Source organism: Vibrio sp. Y10_XG_PY6, assembly GCF_024181795.1.
GTDB lineage: Bacteria > Pseudomonadota > Gammaproteobacteria > Enterobacterales > Vibrionaceae > Vibrio > Vibrio diabolicus.
In genome coordinates this window covers 271,200-289,395 of sequence record NZ_JAMZAQ010000002.1, presented here as the reverse complement: position 1 = coordinate 289,395, position 18,196 = coordinate 271,200, and the positions used below count along the sequence as shown (strand labels likewise).

At 46.2% G+C, this 18,196-nt stretch carries 12 protein-coding genes; 8 read left to right on the top strand and 4 right to left on the bottom strand.

Translation table 11 applies throughout. The features are described 5' to 3' along the window. Window positions 1-38: 38 nt before the first annotated feature. Window positions 39-3,530 (bottom strand): exodeoxyribonuclease V subunit gamma, encoded by a 3,492-nt coding sequence (gene recC / locus NL644_RS09615; protein ID WP_253658349.1) that lies wholly within the window; start codon window positions 3,528-3,530, stop codon window positions 39-41. 252 nt (window positions 3,531-3,782) lie between these two features. Here recC and NL644_RS09610 point away from each other — a divergent pair, with 252 nt between their 5' ends. Continuing rightward, window positions 3,783-5,606: a DUF3413 domain-containing protein gene (locus tag NL644_RS09610; RefSeq protein WP_025795842.1), complete on the top strand. Its 1,824-nt coding sequence runs from the start codon at window positions 3,783-3,785 to the stop codon at window positions 5,604-5,606. Between the two features lie 76 nt (window positions 5,607-5,682). On the opposite strand, the gene NL644_RS09605 is transcribed toward NL644_RS09610, so the two are convergent. After that, a complete protein-coding gene (locus tag NL644_RS09605) occupies window positions 5,683-6,657 on the bottom strand; it encodes a TDT family transporter (protein ID WP_047008907.1) in 975 nt (324 codons plus the stop codon). A gap of 109 nt (window positions 6,658-6,766) precedes the next feature. On the opposite strand from NL644_RS09605, the gene NL644_RS09600 reads away from it, so the two are divergent. From NL644_RS09600 to dapD, 3 genes are all read left to right on the top strand, one after another. Beyond that, complete coding sequence (locus NL644_RS09600; RefSeq protein ID WP_053302003.1) at window positions 6,767-7,693, top strand: LysR substrate-binding domain-containing protein; 927 nt, start codon at window positions 6,767-6,769, stop codon at window positions 7,691-7,693. Between the two features lie 128 nt (window positions 7,694-7,821). After that, on the top strand, window positions 7,822-8,118 hold the full coding sequence (locus NL644_RS09595) for a YebG family protein (protein WP_041852896.1): 297 nt from the start codon (window positions 7,822-7,824) through the stop codon (window positions 8,116-8,118). Window positions 8,119-8,447: 329 nt separating this feature from the next. Then, the gene (gene dapD / locus NL644_RS09590; protein ID WP_134647122.1) at window positions 8,448-9,479 is read left to right on the top strand and encodes a 2,3,4,5-tetrahydropyridine-2,6-dicarboxylate N-succinyltransferase; all 1,032 of its coding nucleotides are present in this window, start codon (window positions 8,448-8,450) and stop codon (window positions 9,477-9,479) included. A gap of 70 nt (window positions 9,480-9,549) precedes the next feature. Here dapD and glpQ read toward each other — a convergent pair whose 3' ends face one another. Beyond that, window positions 9,550-10,605, bottom strand: a complete 1,056-nt coding sequence (glpQ, locus tag NL644_RS09585; RefSeq protein WP_068864588.1) for a glycerophosphodiester phosphodiesterase — start codon at window positions 10,603-10,605, stop codon at window positions 9,550-9,552. A gap of 56 nt (window positions 10,606-10,661) precedes the next feature. Continuing rightward, window positions 10,662-12,026: a glycerol-3-phosphate transporter gene (glpT, locus tag NL644_RS09580; RefSeq protein ID WP_006742417.1), complete on the bottom strand. Its 1,365-nt coding sequence runs from the start codon at window positions 12,024-12,026 to the stop codon at window positions 10,662-10,664. 896 nt (window positions 12,027-12,922) lie between these two features. Between glpT and NL644_RS09575 the strand changes: the two genes are divergently transcribed. From NL644_RS09575 to glpD, 4 genes are all read left to right on the top strand, one after another. Further along, the gene (locus NL644_RS09575) at window positions 12,923-13,777 is read left to right on the top strand and encodes an MIP/aquaporin family protein (protein ID WP_046875005.1); all 855 of its coding nucleotides are present in this window, start codon (window positions 12,923-12,925) and stop codon (window positions 13,775-13,777) included. Window positions 13,778-13,836: 59 nt separating this feature from the next. Beyond that, a complete protein-coding gene (glpK, locus tag NL644_RS09570) occupies window positions 13,837-15,354 on the top strand; it encodes a glycerol kinase GlpK (RefSeq protein WP_006742415.1) in 1,518 nt (505 codons plus the stop codon). A 159-nt stretch (window positions 15,355-15,513) separates the two neighbouring features. Then, complete coding sequence (locus NL644_RS09565; RefSeq protein ID WP_006742414.1) at window positions 15,514-16,305, top strand: DeoR/GlpR family transcriptional regulator; 792 nt, start codon at window positions 15,514-15,516, stop codon at window positions 16,303-16,305. Window positions 16,306-16,481: 176 nt separating this feature from the next. Further along, a complete protein-coding gene (glpD, locus tag NL644_RS09560) occupies window positions 16,482-18,041 on the top strand; it encodes a glycerol-3-phosphate dehydrogenase (RefSeq protein ID WP_253658348.1) in 1,560 nt (519 codons plus the stop codon). Window positions 18,042-18,196 lie beyond the last annotated feature (155 nt).

Genomic DNA, 18,196 nt, shown 5'->3' with positions numbered 1-18,196 from the left:
CCACCCTACTCTTCCTTCTCTTTATCCAACTGTCTTTATTACGCTTTTACGTCATCAGCGTCTTGAATCGCTAAGCGCGCACCTTGCAAAACTAATGCTGTCAGCAAACGAACTTCTGAGGCCAACTCATCATTCCAAGCTGGCCAAATTCGAGAGATGTACGCATTATTGCCTTCGCCCGGGCTCATGAAGCCATCATTGAATGCGTCAGCCATTTTCTTCAAAGATTTCTCTTCGTCATCGACCCACTGACCGCGGCTAAAGCCCGCTTCAACACAAGCCAACGCCGTTTTCGGGAAATAAGGCAAAGGCTTAGTCATGCCTTCGAAGAATAAGCGAACTAATTCAGTCAGTAGCTGTTTGGCATACTGCGCATCGGCAATTTCTGGGTAGATTAAATGCAGCGCACCTTCTTTACGATCGTAACCAATGATGTGGGTTTTCTTAGCATGACCCGACGCCGACATGGCAAGGTGATCGATCCACGCTGCAAGGTAATCCTGCGATCGAATCTTACCGCTTCGATAGCGAATCAACCCAGATTGGTAACACTGGGTTAGCCAACCTGTTAGGCGAACGTTTTTCTCTTCGCCTTCATTTCGCTCAAACAAGGCATCAAACGTCAGGTCGATTTCCAGATCGTCTTGAGGCGCACCAGATAAAAACGCCAGTTTATCCACCAGCTCTTCCGCCTGAACTCGGTTGGTTTCAAATTCGATATCACCAAACGCTCCCACCGGCAGTTTGCCTTGCGCGCGCTGTTGACTCATAAAGTGTTTAAGCACCTCTGTTTTTTTCTCTGGCTGCATCAATGTCGTTTCAAGCAAGGTTTCTAACAGCTCATCACGCATTTGATAGCTTTCCAAACCACCTAAAACAAAGGGTTCGTCGTCTTCCATCACCGGCAGTGGCGGTTCAAAGATTACTTTTAAACGACGATTGAAAAAATACTGCACAGGTAAGCGCCAGAAACGTTGCAACTCGACTAAGTCGAGCTCAAGTGGGAACGTCGCTCCTAACAGATAGTCGTCTAATGCCCGATTAAAATCACGACGAACATAGCCTTGCGATTGACTACTTTGAGTTAATGCCGCTGGAATCCACTCTTTCGCGTAGCTGGCGTGCGTGCCTTGGAACGCACTTGGGCTAAACGGCACCATGGCGTGGGTATTCACCAACGCATTTAATAAGTTGTCGCCAGACTCATCAACGGGCAACGATTCATCACCACTTAAACAATAGTTTTGGTGGCAGTATTCCATCAGCTCAGAAACCAGAACCGAAGGCACTCGCTCGGTGTTGTCTTGGATTGAACGGCCAACATAACTGATGTAGAGCGTTTGCTGTGCAGACAACATCGCTTCGAGGAATAGGTAACGGTCATCATCTCGGCGCGAACGGTCGCCCGGTTTGGTTCTTCCGGTCATCAAGTCAAAGCCTTCCGGCGGCATGGAGCGTGGGTACACGCCGTCATTCATCCCGAGTAGACAAACGGTTCTAAACGGAATAGAGCGCATCGGCATCAGAGTACAAAAGTTCACTTGACCAGCCAGGAAGCGCTGGCTGACTCGTGTGCCAGATAATTTGTTTTGAAGGTATTGGCTGATGATCGACGGCGATAACGCATCATCAAATGCGGCATCAGCTAATTGCTCTTTGAGTTGGCTGAGCGTATCGCGAATGGATTTGAGCGCCATTTCGCCTTCTAACTCAACTGAGAAGAAGTCATCCAGCAGTAAAACTAAAGTCTCTCGCCAACCATCAATAGTCTGAACATGAGAAAGTTTGCTGCGATAAGTGCTAATTTGTTGGATAAAGTGTGCCAACTTGCCCGCAAGCTCTGCGCCCATGCCTTGCACTTCGTTGTACGGAGACAAACTGCCTTGCTCGGTTTCAAACAAACCTGCGGATTCTGGCATCGCGTAGCCAAGCAACATGCGTTGAATACCAAATTGCCATGTGTTTTGACGGGTTTCCGGCAGTTCAAATTCGCGTCCGGTATTGGCATCCAACCCCCAGCGAATTCCCGATTCTTCAACCCATTGTTTGGCTTGTAAGAAATCATCTTCGCTGAGTTCAAAACGCTTTAATATCGCCGGAGTTTCCAGAAGTTCGAGTAGTTCTGATGCCAAACAGCGCGTATTGGGTAAGTTCACAAACTGCATAAATGCGGCCAGAATTGGGCTCTCTTGATCGGCGGTTCGGTCAGAAATCGAATAGGGAATAAAACGCTCACCCGGTGCGTTACCAAAGACCGCCTGAATCGCAGGGCTGTAAGCGTTGATGTCCGCGACCATCACGATAATATCGCGCGGTTTTAACGTTGGGTCAGCATCGAACATCGCCAATAGTTGATCATGCAGCACTTCCACTTCACGCATCGGGCTGTGGCAAGCGTGTAGGCTCAGTGATTTATCACCCAAGCGAACCACTTGTTTGTGATGACTGTTTTCAATCTGTTGGTCATCTTGATGTTCTTCAAGATTGAGAATATCCGCTTGCAATTGATGGAGCAGACTGTCGCGCTCAACATCAACAAACGCTTCAATTTCATGAGACTCCAGCTGAGACAACAGATACATATTGTCACGCCCGAGTTTACCCATGGACGCCAACAGACTGTTTCCGACCACATCGGTGTGCAGCTCATCGATCACATTATCTTCCAGTGATCCTTTCAGTTGCTCAGTTTCACCTTGCACTTCCGAGTGATCGTCATGCCACACAACGTGCTGACGATGTTTCGCCGCCAAACGAGCCAGATATTTGCGATCTCGAACTTCACCCCAGTAATAACGACACGGGTTGGTGAACATCAGATGCACGTCGATGTGTTCACCAATTGCTTTTAGCGCATCCATATAGCGAGGCGGCAACGAAGAAATGCCAAAAACAAACAAACGCTTGGGTAAATGGTCAAAATTGCCGTTAAAACTCTCTAACGTGTCGATAAAGTGCTCATAAAGGTTGGCACGGTGATATGGAGACTGTCCTAATGACACAGTGTGATCATACAACGCTTGCCATAAGATCGGCTGCCACGGATGCTCATCTTCCAGCTCTGGCACACTATGCCCAGCTTCCCAACTTGCGATCCACTCCGGACGATACACCAAGTAACCATCGAAAATATCGGCAATTTTCTCAGCCAGCTGATACAGCTTAGAGTGATCACTGTCATCTTTGAGGTACTGCGCTAACGGCGAAAACACGTCTTGGTTGAGAAGCCCCGGCAGCAGATGCATCAACTTCCACGTCATCGCTTCTTTGTTAAACGCACTGCGTTTTGGCACGTCTGGCAACACCTGCGTAAACATTTCCCAAATGAAGGTTGCAGGGAGCGGAAAGTCAATGTTCGCGGCAACACCAAACTCTTTGGCCAATTCCATTTTTAGCCACTGGGACATGCCCGGACTTTGAACCAGAATTTGTTCTTTTTCGAACGGGTTTTCCAGCGGACTGATTCGAATCAGTTCGACAAGGAGTGATTTAAGAACGTCAACTTGGTTGGAGTGATAAACAGTAAACAAATTGGGAATACCGAGCGCCGATTGAAACTGTTAGCTAGCTTAGCACAGCCCGATTTAAACCCGCAGTGATCTCGCGTTCGGAAAAAACAAAAGGTTATATATCACTCAAATAGAGTATGAATCTTCTGAATTTTCACATGTCAATCAAGTATGACACTTCCATACAAAATGTGACATTCGTCGCAACTATTCCATAATAAAAAACACTGTTTTATACTCCCTCTACCCATAATTTATAAACAAACAAAAAGTATGTTTCGCAAACTGTCTTCCAACAGCGCTTGGCTGATTGCTTTTTTTGCTTGCTTTGCAGTGTATCTGTCGATCGCTTGTTATCCTTTTGTGTTGTCTAACAATCAGAATGAACCGCTAACCTTGTTGCAAGGTTACTATTTAGTTTCGACTCAATATGGCTGGCTGGGCTTGATCGCTCTTCCATTTATGTTGTTGAGTTTATTGCTCTCTTTTCTACCGACTCGAGCATTCAAAGGTATCGTGATCGCTATCGCGATCTGTCTATTGATCATGTTTAAAGTCGATATCCTCGTTTTTCAGCAATACAAACTTCACATCAACGCCCTATTAATCCGTATGTTTTTCGAAGGTGGCGGTGATGTCTTCGATATTTCTTGGATGAGTTGGCTAATCTTCATCAGTGAAGTTGCCGTTCTGGTGATCGGGCTCGCCTGTACCGTTTGGGTAAGTAATAAACTGGCACAAAGCCGAGCTAAGTTCGTTTTGATCAGCGTCTGGTTTGCTGTATTGCTCAGCACACAGATGATTCATGCGTACAAAAACGCGCTTTACGACGATGAAGTCAGTCAGTTTTCGAATAACTGGCCACTTTACTACCCGCTGACGGCTCGTAAATTTATTTACAAACACGACCTAGTGGATGAGAACATTGCATCGAAGAACCGCGTAGAGTTAACCAACATTGAACGGAGCTCACTCAACTACCCGCTTGCGCCGATTCAAGTGCAAAGCAAAGAGAAACAGCCCAATGTTTTGTTTATCTTGGTTGACGCGTGGCGCTACAGTGATGCGACGCCGGAAGTCATGCCAAATGTCAGCAAGTTCGCCGAAAAGACAGTGAATTTCACACAACATATGAGCGGCGGCAACTCAACTCAAGCGGGTATTTTCAGCCTGTTTTACAGCTTGCCAGCGACCTACTGGGAAAGCTTTTACGCAAGCCAACGCTCTCCTGTTTTTATGGATACGCTGCAAGCAGAAGGCTACCGCATGGGCATTTTTGGCTCAGCACCGCTCACCAGCCCGCCACTTTCTCGCACGGTATTCAAAAAAGTGTCGGACTTGACCTTGAAACAAACAGGGGAAACAGCAGTCGAGCGCGATCAGCAGATCACAGACAAGTTCATCGAGTTCCAAAAGCAGGACAGCGACAAACCGTACTTTGGGTTTCTGTTCTACGATGCCGCCCACGGCACAGTATTTCCCGAACCTGAATTTGCGAAATTCAAACCATACTGGGAACGCGTTGACCACATTTTGCTCAACAACGATTTTGACGCTTCGCTTTACCACAATCGATACAAGAACTCGTTGTACTACATCGATAGCTTGATTGGTGATGTGCTGAAAAACGTCGACTTAGACAACACCATTGTGGTGATTTCATCAGATCATGGTGAAGAGTTTAACGACCATAAGATGAACTATTGGGGCCACACGGGTAACTACAGTGACGTTCAAGTACATGTGCCTCTTTACGTGTACATGCCAAATCGTCAACCAGAGCAAATTGATTACCGCACGACCCATTTTGACGTCGTGCCAACCATGATGAATACGCTGTTTGACGTTCAAGGCACAACGAGTTCATACAGCGTTGGTCATAACTTGTTTGATAGCTCTGCCCCTCGCGATTGGTATATTGCTGGCAGCTACTACAACTATGCATTGGTCGGCAAAGAACTGATGCTTGTGGTCAATCCTGGCGGGCACTCTCAGCAACTGAATCGCCAGTTAAAAGTCGAGAAAGAACAGAAAGTTCCTGTCGATATCATTCGTCATTCTCTGGATGAGATGTCGCGATTTTACAAAAAAGGCTAGTGTCCAACATCGACGCCGATTGAAATAAAAAAAGCCTCTTGGCTGTAAGACCAAGAGGCTTTTCCCTATCTGCTATTTAAGCGTGATGAGCGTGCATCAAGCGTGGCTGAATCAATAAGTTGTTGATGTATTGTAAAGCCACATAAGAGACAACAAATGTTGCCACAATCAACTCAAGACCAGCTAAGCCTCGCACTTGTTGAACATAGTGCGCAGCCAATCCTTGCAACTCCATCCAATTCGCCATTTTAAACAGCGCCGTCGCACCGATCACCATCGGGAAAGTGAACGCCGCATAGCCTGGGCTAAATGGCAGTCTAAGCAATTTAAAGAATGCGAGGTAAATGATGGCCGTCATCAATACCGCGATACCAAATAGCATAGCGATGATCACTGGTGATGGTGTCGCAGTGACCGTTAAGTACCCTGCCAATGATAGACTTGCTGGCGCTGCCATGATTGCCATTGTTGGTTTCGCTGCATCCGGAATTTCATGGGTAAACATGAAACGGTAAATCATCATCGGCAACATGATCGCGTACGCCACCATACCAAACATCAATGCACCTTGTGCCACTGGCGCTAACATCGGGTTGCCAGAGAAAGACACATCCGCAACGATGATACCCACTGGCGGCACAAACCAACTTGGAACCATGTGGTGCAATTCAAAATCTTTGGCGCGATGGTAAACAAAGCTCACCAAGAACACGATGTGCAGAACCACCGCAATCAGCCAAAGCACATCACCAGCCAATGGGTAAAAATGGCCGAGAGAGTTCGATACCACCATAGTGCCCATCGCAAATGTCGGAACCACGCTACCCACAACCGGATGAGCAAGATCTTGTCTCAATAGATGGTTATGTAGCAAAAACTTGGTTGCCAATATAACCAACAATACGCTCGCAATACCCGCACTAATCCACTTTCCGTAGCCATGTAATTCGGCAAAGTTTTCCCAACTCCAGCCTAAGCTTGCAATACCAAGAGCCAAACCCGCCATCGGAGTTGGTGCTCCCATTACTTTTGCTTTTGTTCTTTGAATCATGATGACCTCAACCAGACTCACTCTTGATGGAGCGTATAATACGCTTGCACTTCGTTCCGATATATCTAATTATTTAAAACAAACGTTCAGAATTACTTAACGGTGGGGTATGGCAAGTCACATTTCTCTTAAACAACTGAAAGTGTTTACGACGATCACGCAGCACAAAACGCTCACAGCAGCTTCTGATAGTCTCTTTTTATCGAAAGCCGCAGTGAGCATGGCACTCTCAGAATTAGAAAAACAGATCGGCCATCATTTGTTTGATCGTGTTAATAACCGACTAATTTTGAACCAAGAAGGTCAAAAACTGCTGCCACTGGCGGATGAATTACTCAACCGAGCCAAGGACATCGAGAGCATTTTCGATGGTGATCAAGCGCTGTCGGGCCAACTTCGCATTGGTGCCAGTGACACCATTGGCAACCAAGTCGCGCCCTATTTGCTTAGCGAATTTCGTCAGCAAACGAACCATCGTTCTCAAAGCCTGTTTATTTCTAACTCTGCACAAATATGCGACATGCTGACCGATTACGAGTTAGACATCGCCCTAATTGAAGGCAAAACACTTCACCCTGAATTGCAGTCCACCCAGTTTAGCGAAGATGAAATGTGCGTGATTTGCGCGCCAGATTACCCAGCCGCGCACGAAGGGCCAGTAAATTTAACCGAGCTAGAAAACAGCGAATGGATATTGCGAGAGGCGGGGTCTGGTTCACGCGAATTTTTTATGCGCGTTGTCGCGCCGCGCTTGGAACATTGGCATGAAGCTTTTCAGCTCAATACCACCGAAGCGTTGATCAACTCAGTATCTGCTGGGCTAGGCTTAGGTTGCTTGTCACGTTTGTCTGCAGAACCTGCTATTCGTGACGGTCGCGTGCAACTGCTCGACATGCCTTTAGATATGAAACGTCGCTTCTGGCTACTGGTTCACAAAGAGAAATACCAAAGCCCACTACTCAGAACGTTTATCGAATTTTGCCAAGATTGGGAACGACCAAATAACCTTTATCTAGAGAATACGCCCTCCAAGTGAAACGGAGATAGTTTAAATGCTGGTCAGTTAGTTGTACGTGTCTCTCATTCTTAGGCTTGTCGCTAGACTTAACTGGTCAAAAACTGTATAAAAAGCCAGTATCAATACACCAAGTTAGGGGACCAACCATGGCTGTAATCGTCAAGTACGTGGTAGAACGCAATGGAGAAGAGAAAATGACTTTTACCTCTAAAGCGGAAGCTGACGCATACGATAAAATGCTAGACATGGCAGACGAACTATTCACGCTGCTAGGTAAAAGTGAACTTCTAGAAGACGAAGGTAAGCAAGAAGATCTTGCGATGTACCTCGCTCAAAACAAAGAAGAAGTGCTTTACGCACTGGGTGCAAAACGCAAACCGGCACCAAAGAAAGCAAAAAAGCTTGAATCTGTAGAAGAAGACAAGCAAGAAGACGCTGCATAAGCCTCTCATTTGTTAAAGAAACGCCGCATCATGTGGCGTTTTTTATATCTGAAGGCACACATCATCATGGAAAGATCGCCCTTTCTTTCGAGCACAGATACGACAAATCGCCTTCTTTAATTTCAACAAACACCTGCTAATTGACCACCTCACAACCACATTTCTCATCAGACAGACATATCTCCCAGAAGACAAAAGGTATCCATCTACAGACTTTATCTATTTCCCCTCTTTAAACTCCCTAGCACTCTCATTATGATGGCTGACAACTTAATTATTTCTTGTCAGTGAACAGACGAGACACAAGACTCAACACATGGAGATCAACTATGGCTTTCTTTTCTCTAGCCTTTGGTACAGCGACTAAAAACCGCGATGGCAAAATCATTGAAGCGTTTTTTCCAAACCCAGTTCTTAACCCAAATGAAGAGCTTGTTAACGCACTAGCAGCAGTAACAGGTTACGAACAAGGCAACCAAGCTATCGAGATCTCTGCAGCACAAAGCGCAGAACTTGCGGCGGCTTTCGAAGCAAACGGCGATGCAGCAAACGCATCTTTCGCAACCAAAGCAGCAGAATCAGCACAGCCGCTTGTACTGGTTATCCTAGCTACGGATGAACAACCACAATCTGTTGCTGAAGGCTTCCTAAAACTTCAACTTATCTCCAACCGTCTAGTCAAGCCACACGGTACCGTACTGGATGGCATCTTCGGTCTACTACACAACATCGCATGGACTAACGAAGGTCCAATCGACCTACCTGAGCTGGCTGAGCGTCAAATCGAAGCTCGCCTAGCTGGCCGTACGCTAAGCGTAGATTGCGTAGACAAGTTCCCTAAAATGGTGGACTACGTGGTTCCAACTGGCGTTCGTATCGCAGATACTTCTCGCGTACGTCTTGGCGCACACGTTGGCGAAGGCACAACTGTTATGCACGAAGGCTTCATCAACTTCAACGCGGGAACTACTGGCGTGAGCATGGTTGAAGGCCGTATCTCTGCGGGTGTGGTTGTTGGTAACGGTTCAGACATCGGTGGCGGTGCATCCATCATGGGTACACTATCTGGCGGCGGTAAAGTGGTGGTTTCTATTGGTGAAAATTCACTACTAGGCGCGAACGCAGGTCTTGGTTTCCCAATGGGTGACCGTTGTACTATCGAATCAGGTTTGTACGTAACTGCTGGTTCTAAAGTGCGCATGCTAGATTCTGCAGGTCAAGAAGTCGAAGTGGTGAAAGCACGTGACCTTGCTGGTGTTTCTGACCTACTGTTCCGTCGTAACTCTGTAACAGGTCAAATCGAGTGTCTTGCAAACAAGAGCGCGGTTGAACTGAACAGCGAATTGCATAAAAACAACTAATAAATAGTTAAGAAAAATCCCCCAGCAGGAAACTGTTGGGGGATTTTTTAGCTTACAGCAAAATGCGTGATTACTGATTTAAAAAGCTGACCGCTTTATCTGGGAAGTCAGTAAACAAACCATCCACCTTCACTTGGTTGTAGTACACATCCATCATGCCTTCAAAACTGTCCGTGTACGCTGGAATGCGTCCTGGATCGGCACGGAACGTGTATGGATGCACTTGCAAGCCAGCGTCTTTTGCAGCCTTCATCAACGGCTTGATGATGATATTGTCTTTGGTTGACTTATCATCCACCAGCATCGGCTTCCAAGGTCCAATACCTTCGGCGTAACTCGCCACTTTCTTCATGCCGTCGGCTTCGAACATCCAATCATAGCTGTATGGCGTTGCTGTATCGCCTTTGTACACCATAGTTTCGTTCCAATCGGTGTAAGCCATGAGCTGAACGAGCTTTAAATCCATGTCCATTGCGGGCATCAACTCACTGTTAATGCGTTGCAGTTCGTTCGCATCAAAACACTGCAGGTAAACTTTGTCGTCTTGCGAGTCGTAACCGTACTGCTTCAAGACTTTAAGCACCGCTTTAGAAATGTCCTTACCTTCATGACGATGGAACCAAGGCGCTTTAATTTCTGGGTAAATACCGATGTCGTAACCCAACGTCTTGTTAAGTCCTTGGATCAGCTCAATCTCTTCAGCAAACGTCGGCACGGTAAAATCCGATTTCCACATTGGGAATCGTGTCGGATAACCAGCGACCTTATTACCTTTATCATCGATATTAAAGCCTTCAGTTACTCGCAGCGATTTGATTTCCGCCAGTGTGAAATCAATCGCGTAGTAGCGACCGTCTTTGCGTGCGCGATCAGGAAAACGCTCCGCAACATCCGTTACACGATCTAGATAATGGTCATGCAACACGACCAACTGGTCGTCTTTCGTCATTACCACATCTTGCTCTATGTAGTCAGGTTTCATTGCGTAAGCAAGCGCTTTGGCTTCTAGCGTGTGCTCAGGCAAGTAACCCGATGCGCCACGGTGTGCAATTACAAGCGGTTTCGCAATCGCACCAGCTGAGAGGCTAAGTGCTAAAAAAGTAAGACATACTGACTTTGTTTTCATTGTTATTTCCTTGATAAAGCGAAGAGGCAGTATTCCACTGCCTCTTTAAATAAATATTACGCTAGCGCTTCCTTTTCGCGCTCTTTTTGCTCGTGGTGCGCACGCTCACCTAAGAAGGCGTACATCAAACACACAATAGAAGTAATACAAGAACCCACTAAGATGATAAAGCCACCATCCCAGCCAAAGTGGTCTACTGTGTAGCCCAGAATCGCGTTTGCGGCAACTGCCCCACCTAAGTATCCAAATAAACCAGTAAGACCAGCAGCAGTACCAGCGGCTTTCTTCGGAGCGAGTTCAAGTGCGTACAAGCCAATCAGCATAACCGGACCATAGATTAGGAAGCCAATTGCAATCAGCGCCATCATGTCCACCATTGGGTTACCAGCAGGGTTAAACCAGTAAACCATCACTGCAACGGTCACTAACACCATAAATAAGATGCCAGCAGGTGCACGACGACCTTTGAACAATTTGTCTGAAATCCAACCACACAATAATGTGCCTGGAATGCCGGCCCATTCGTATAAGAAGTAAGCCCATGACGATTTATCTACCGAGAAATCCTTCGCTTCTTTTAGGTAAACAGGTGCCCAGTCCAGTACGCCGTAGCGAATTAGGTAAACAAATGCGTTTGCAATTGCAATCGACCAAAGCAGCTTGTTGTTGAATACATACTTAAAGAAGATTTCCTTGGCTGTCATTTCTTGTTCGTGCGACTTGTCATAGTCATCAGGATAATCGTCTTTATACTCTTCGATCGGTGGCAAACCACAAGATTGAGGCGTATCGCGAACCGTCATCCAAACAAACACAGCAACCAACGTGGCGAAAAATGCAGGAACATAAAATGCAGTGCGCCAATCATCGTTAAATGCCCACAGGCCAAGAATAAATAGTGGACCAATCAAACCGCCACCCACGTTGTGTGCCACGTTCCAAACCGAAACGATCTCACCACGCTCTTTACGTGACCACCAGTGCACCATGGTTCGTCCACATGCGGGCCACCCCATGCCTTGGAACCAACCGTTCAAGAAAAGCAAAATGAACATCGCAGTGACGCTGCCAGTCGCCCATGGCATAAAGCCAAAGCAAAACATCACTAATGCAGACATCAGTAGGCCGCCACTAAGGAAATAGCGAGGGTTGGAGCGGTCAGAAACGCTGCCCATTAGAAATTTAGAGAGACCATATGCAATGGAAACAGCTGCCAGCGCGACACCTAAGTCACCGCGGCTAAAGCCTTGCTCGATAAGATAAGGCATCGCCAAACTGAAGTTTTTACGAACCAAATAGTAACCGGCGTAACCAACAAATATACCGATAAATAGTTGCCAACGGAGGCGAGAGTAGGTGCTATCGATACTGCCTGGGGACAGACGATCAATGTGCGCCTTAGGTTTGAATATTCCAAACATAGGAACCTCATTATTTTGTATGCGATGGTAAAAAACACAAAAGGAGCGAACGAAACAAAAAAATCTTCGTTCGAAAGTTCATGAATTGTATTGAGTTAGGATTTTATTTCTGTGACAAATGTTGCACATGAATTAAATATAAGTAAATACAGTAAATTAGAGCGCATTAATTAGACCATCGTTCAACTTTACTCATAATTAGTTAATATGAAACTGATGTTTCAACCTCTCATTTGAGCATTCTAATTCGAAACCAATGAAACAAAGGCTCGAATAAGAACACAAATTAACCGTAAAAAGGGTGTTTCACATCCATCCTTGTTACGCGAAACCACTAAATAACTAAAAAAATGAAAAATGTTCGCGCTTAGTATCAAACGAAATAACAAAACTAATGTTATCTGAACTCAAACCTAGACAGTGATTCACGAACACAAGACATAAACCGCGTTTATTTTCCTCTCCATTTTCATAATTAACACTAATTTGGATAACAAGTTCCTCTCGAGATATAAACATAGCAACGCATTTTCTTATATCACCGCTAGTCCTTGATGTACTTGACCTCACCTTACCTCTTTAGGGTTAATTACTACGCAAAATCTGAGTAATAAATCCCCAAGCACGTAGCAGCTTCACAAAACTCCTCTTACCAGTTGTGCATTCTTTTTCACATCGGTAATTTGAGCGCTTCCAAAACACACTTCGTAGTAAAGAAATTCTTTTCGTTGTTTTCTTTTTCGATTAAAAGATGCGCCATTTAACAAAAACGAAGACTTTGATTAACAATTTTATGCTCAAACGCTCATTTTTAACGCGCGTTTGTTTTCGCAAACGTTTATATGTGCACAATAGTATCGTGCTAGACAGGCAAAAATGATCAAAGGACTTTTAACATGACAACGAACAAACACCCCTCTCTGCTCGGAGAATGTTTGGCCGAGTTTATCGGTACAGGACTACTTATCTTCTTCGGCGTAGGCTGTGTCGCAGCCTTAGTTCTAACAGGCGCATCATTTGGACAATGGGAAATCAGTATTGTATGGGGCCTAGGTGTCGCCATCGCTATTTACTGTACTGCCGGCGTTTCAGGCGCGCACATCAACCCAGCGGTAACCATCGCACTCGCTATGTTCCATGGTTTTGATAAGGCGAAAGTGGTGCCATACATCATCGCCCAAATGCTTGGCGCATTCTGCTCTGCTGCGTTGGTTTACAGCTTATACAGCAACCTTTTCACCGACTACGAAATCGCACATAACTTCGTCCGCAGTAGCCAAGATGCACTAGCAACCGCTGGTATCTTCTCAACCTATCCACATGCTTCCCTCTCTTTCTTTGGCGCTTTTGCTGTGGAATTCGTTATCACTGCCGTGCTGATGTTTGCGATTTTGGCTTTGGGCGATGAAAATAACGGCGCTGCACGAGGCGCAATGAACCCGCTGTTAATCGGTATTTTGATTGCCGTGATCGGTGGTTCTCTTGGTCCACTAACTGGCTTCGCGATGAACCCTGCGCGCGACTTTGGACCGAAACTGTTCGCTTACTTCGCAGGCTGGGATTACGCTCTGACAGGTGCTAAAGACATTCCTTACTTTATCGTGCCTTTACTTGCTCCGATTGCAGGTGCGTGTTTTGGTGGTTGGTTGTATCCAAAAGCGATTGCGGCTTACCTTCCACAACAAGGCCACGGCTGTACAATTCCAAACCAATGTGAGACGGAAGAAGAAACAGAAGAAGCTAGAGCTTAAAACTGACGCAACTCGAACATTTACTAAAATATAAATAACGAAACAAAAGGATTCTTACCATGACTGAGCAAAAATACATTGTTGCCCTAGACCAAGGTACGACAAGCTCTCGCGCAGTAATTCTTGATCATGACGCGAACATCGTAAGCGTCGCACAGCGCGAATTTACTCAGATTTATCCAGAGGCAGGTTGGGTAGAACATGACCCAATGGAAATCTGGGCAACACAAAGCTCTACGTTGGTAGAAGCTCTAGCTAAGTCTGGCATCCGTAGCGACCAATTGGCGGCTATCGGTATTACTAACCAGCGTGAAACTACCATCGTCTGGAATAAAGAAACAGGCAAACCCGTTTACAATGCGATCGTATGGCAATGTCGCCGTACTGCTGACATCTGTGAAGATTTAAAAGCGCGTGGTCTAGAAAACTACGTACGTGACAACACTGGTTTGGTGCTTGACCCTTACTTCTCAGGTACCAAAGTGAAATGGATTCTGGACAACGTTGAAGGCGCGCGCGAAGACGCAGAAGCAGGCAAGCTGTTGTTCGGTACCGTCGATACTTGGTTAGTTTGGAAGATGACTCAAGGCCGCGTTCACGTGACCGACTACACTAACGCATCGCGTACCATGCTATTTAACATCAACGATCTATGTTGGGATCAGAAAATGTTAGATGAGCTTGGTATCCCAGCGTCTATGATGCCAGAAGTGAAACGCTCATCGGAAGTTTACGGTAAGACCAACATTGGTGGTAAAGGCGGTACTCGTATTCCTATTTCTGGTATTGCTGGTGACCAACAAGCTGCGCTTTACGGCCAAATGTGTGTTGAAGCGGGTCAGGCGAAAAACACTTACGGCACGGGTTGTTTCTTGCTAATGAATACGGGCCAAGAAAAAGTCACTTCGACGCACGGCCTACTGACAACTTTGGCTTGTGGTCCTAAAGGTGAGCCTGCTTATGCACTTGAAGGTGCCGTATTCATGGGTGGTGCTTCTATCCAATGGCTACGTGATGAATTGAAAATCCTAAACGGTGCAGAAGACTCTGAATACTTCGCAACCAAAGTGGATACCTCAAACGGCGTTTATGTCGTGCCTGCCTTTACTGGTTTAGGCGCACCATACTGGGATGCCTACGCACGTGGCACGATTGTCGGCCTTACTCGCGGCGTGAACTCAAACCACATTATCCGTGCGACTTTGGAAGGCATCGCTTACCAAACTCGTGACGTACTGGATGCGATGCAAGCCGACTCAGGTATTAAACTTGCGAATCTTCGCGTCGATGGCGGTGCGGTAGCGAATAACTTCCTAATGCAGTTCCAATCAGATGTATTGAATACAGAAGTACACCGCCCTCAAGTAACAGAGGTTACCGCTCTTGGTGCAGCCTACCTTGCAGGTCTTGCCGTGGGTTACTGGGACAGCATTGACGAGTTGCAGAATAAAGCGGTGCTTGATCGCACGTTTGAGCCGCACGATGATGAAGAAAAGCGCAATCGTCGTTACAAGGGTTGGAAACGCGCAGTGAAATGTGCGCAAACCTGGTCTGAGCTTCACGACGAAGAAGATTAATCTCACCTCCATACGAAAAAAGAGCGCCATTGGTGCGCTCTTTTTTGCGCTTTGCCCCTGATTCCTGAACTCGCTTACTTCTCACAACGCGCAAATTCGAGCACAATAGAGCTTCGAATTTGAAGCATTGGCCGTTACCAATGCACAAGGGAGTGGTAAGTGAAGCAAATACCTCGACACCAACAGATTGTTGAGTTGGTGAAAAAACAAGGCTATGTCAGCACGGATGAGTTGGTAGAAAGATTCAATGTCAGCCCACAAACCATCCGACGCGATCTTAATGAACTCGCCGACGACAACAAAATTCGTCGTTATCACGGTGGTGCAACCATCCCTCTCAGTTCTGAAAACACATCTTACAACACGCGTAAAGCGCTCAACTTCAATGAAAAAGATGTCATTGCAGACGAGGTGGTCAAGCACATTCCTGATGGCGCGACTCTATTTATTGATATCGGCACCACACCAGAAGCGGTTGCGCGAGCGCTCAATAAAAACCATAAACAGCTACGCGTGGTTACCAACAATATCAACGTGGCAACCATTCTCTTCCCCAACCCAGAGATCAAAGTCATCTTAGCTGGCGGTGAAGTTCGAAGTCGCGATGGCGGCATTGTTGGAGAAGCCACTCTCGACTTCGTTAAACAGTTCCGTCTCGACTTTGGCATTCTTGGCATCAGTGGTATCGACTTTGATGGCTCGCTATTAGACTTTGATTACCACGAAGTAAGAGTCAAACAAGCGATCATCGACAACAGCCGCAGTGTATTTCTTGCCGTCGACCACACCAAGTTCGGGCGCAATGCCATGGTGAAGCTAGGCAATATCGCTCAGCTCAACATGATCTTTACCAACAAGCAGCCACCAGAAGAAATCTTGTCGATTTTAAAAGAAGCTTCAATTCCACTTGAAGTCGTTGAAGCGAACGAGACAAACTTCGAAAACGAGTAGTTTCAATCATTAATTTGCCTCTCAAATGACCTCTGTCTTAATTAGGCAGAGGTTTTTTTGTGCCTAAATCACACAAAACGCTCACAAACGAAAATAATAGATGATCACAAACGAAACCTAAGCTAGGATTAGATCATGTTCCAAAATGCTCGTTCGCTCACCAAGAGGTCAAATTTATGAGTATACAAAAAAATGCTTCCACTACTAGCTCATCCACTACCTTAGACTTGATCGTAATTGGTGGCGGCATTAACGGGGCTGGTATTGCGGCAGACGCAGCTGGCCGCGGTTTGAGTGTTGGCTTATACGAAGCAAGTGACTTCGCGTCCGCTACTTCTTCGGCAAGTTCTAAACTGATCCACGGCGGTTTACGCTACCTTGAACACTACGAGTTTCGTTTGGTTTCGGAAGCGCTCGCAGAACGTGAAGTTATTCTTCGCAAAGCGCCTCACGTTGCCCTACCAATGCGTTTCCGTTTGCCTCATCGCCCATTCCTACGCCCAGCTTGGATGATTCGCTGTGGTCTGTTCCTTTACGATAACTTGGGTAAACGTACAACTCTGCCAGGCAGCAAAACCGTCAACTTAGCGAAATCGGGCTTGCTAAAACCAGAAATGAAAACCGGTTTCGAATACTCTGACTGTTGGGTTGATGACGCGCGTTTAGTATTACTTAACGTTCTGGCTGCTCGTGAAAACCATGCAGAAGTACGTAACTACTGCCGCGTAGAAAAAGCACACCGTGAAGGTGGTATCTGGCATGTCACAATTCATGACGTGATGACAGACCAACGTTTCGAACGCAAAGCAAAAGCACTAGTAAACGCAGCTGGCCCTTGGGTAAAACAGTTCTTTGATGATGGATTAGAGCAAGCCTCTCCTCGTAACATTCGCTTAATCAAAGGCTCGCACATCGTTGCTCCTCGTATCCACAACGAACCGCAAGCCTACATTCTTCAAAACAAAGACAACCGCATCGTATTTATGATTCCTTACTTAGATAAGTTCTCAATCATTGGTACAACAGATGTGGAATACAAAGGTGACCCACGCGAAGTGGCAATCTCAGATGACGAAGTCGATTACCTCATCGACATCGTAAACCAACACTTTGTCCACCAGCTGACTCGCGAAGATGTGGTTTGGACATACAGCGGTGTTCGTCCTTTATGTGACGATGAATCTGACTCTCCGCAAGCGATCACACGAGACTACACGCTAGAACTCGATGTGGAATACGACCATGCACCTCTGCTTTCTGTCTTTGGTGGTAAGCTGACGACCTACCGTAAGCTGGGTGAAGCGGCAATGAAAAAGCTGGCTCCTTTCCTACCAGAGATGGGAAGCGACTGGACGGCAAATCAAACCCTACCTGGTGGTAACTTCAGCTGTAGTCGTGAACAATTAGCTAAACAAATTCATGCTAAATACGCTTGGGCGCCAGAAGCATTGATTCTTCGTTACGTGACACAATTTGGTACCCAAACGTGGAACTTAATGGAAGGCACAGCAAGCGAAGCTGACCTTGGACACGCGTTCTCATCGCAAGCCGGCGGTGTTTACCAACGTGAGATCGACTACTTAATGAACCATGAAATGGCAATGACCGATGAAGACATTTTGTGGCGTCGTACCAAGCTTGGTCTGTACATGAACGACGAAGAAAAGCTGGCTTTATCGGACTATTTAAAAGAAAAGCTACAGCAGAAAGTGGTTAATCTTTCTCAAGTTGGCTAGCTGCTCCTCCCCTCCCCACTAGAAAGCCTGCCTCGCTGCAGGCTTTTTTATTTTGCTGTTTTTACACCACACTTTGGCTTGCTTCACTTGATTACAAATAAGAGCAACTATTCATAGACATTTAGCGTTAAATGCAATCATACTCATTTAAATAA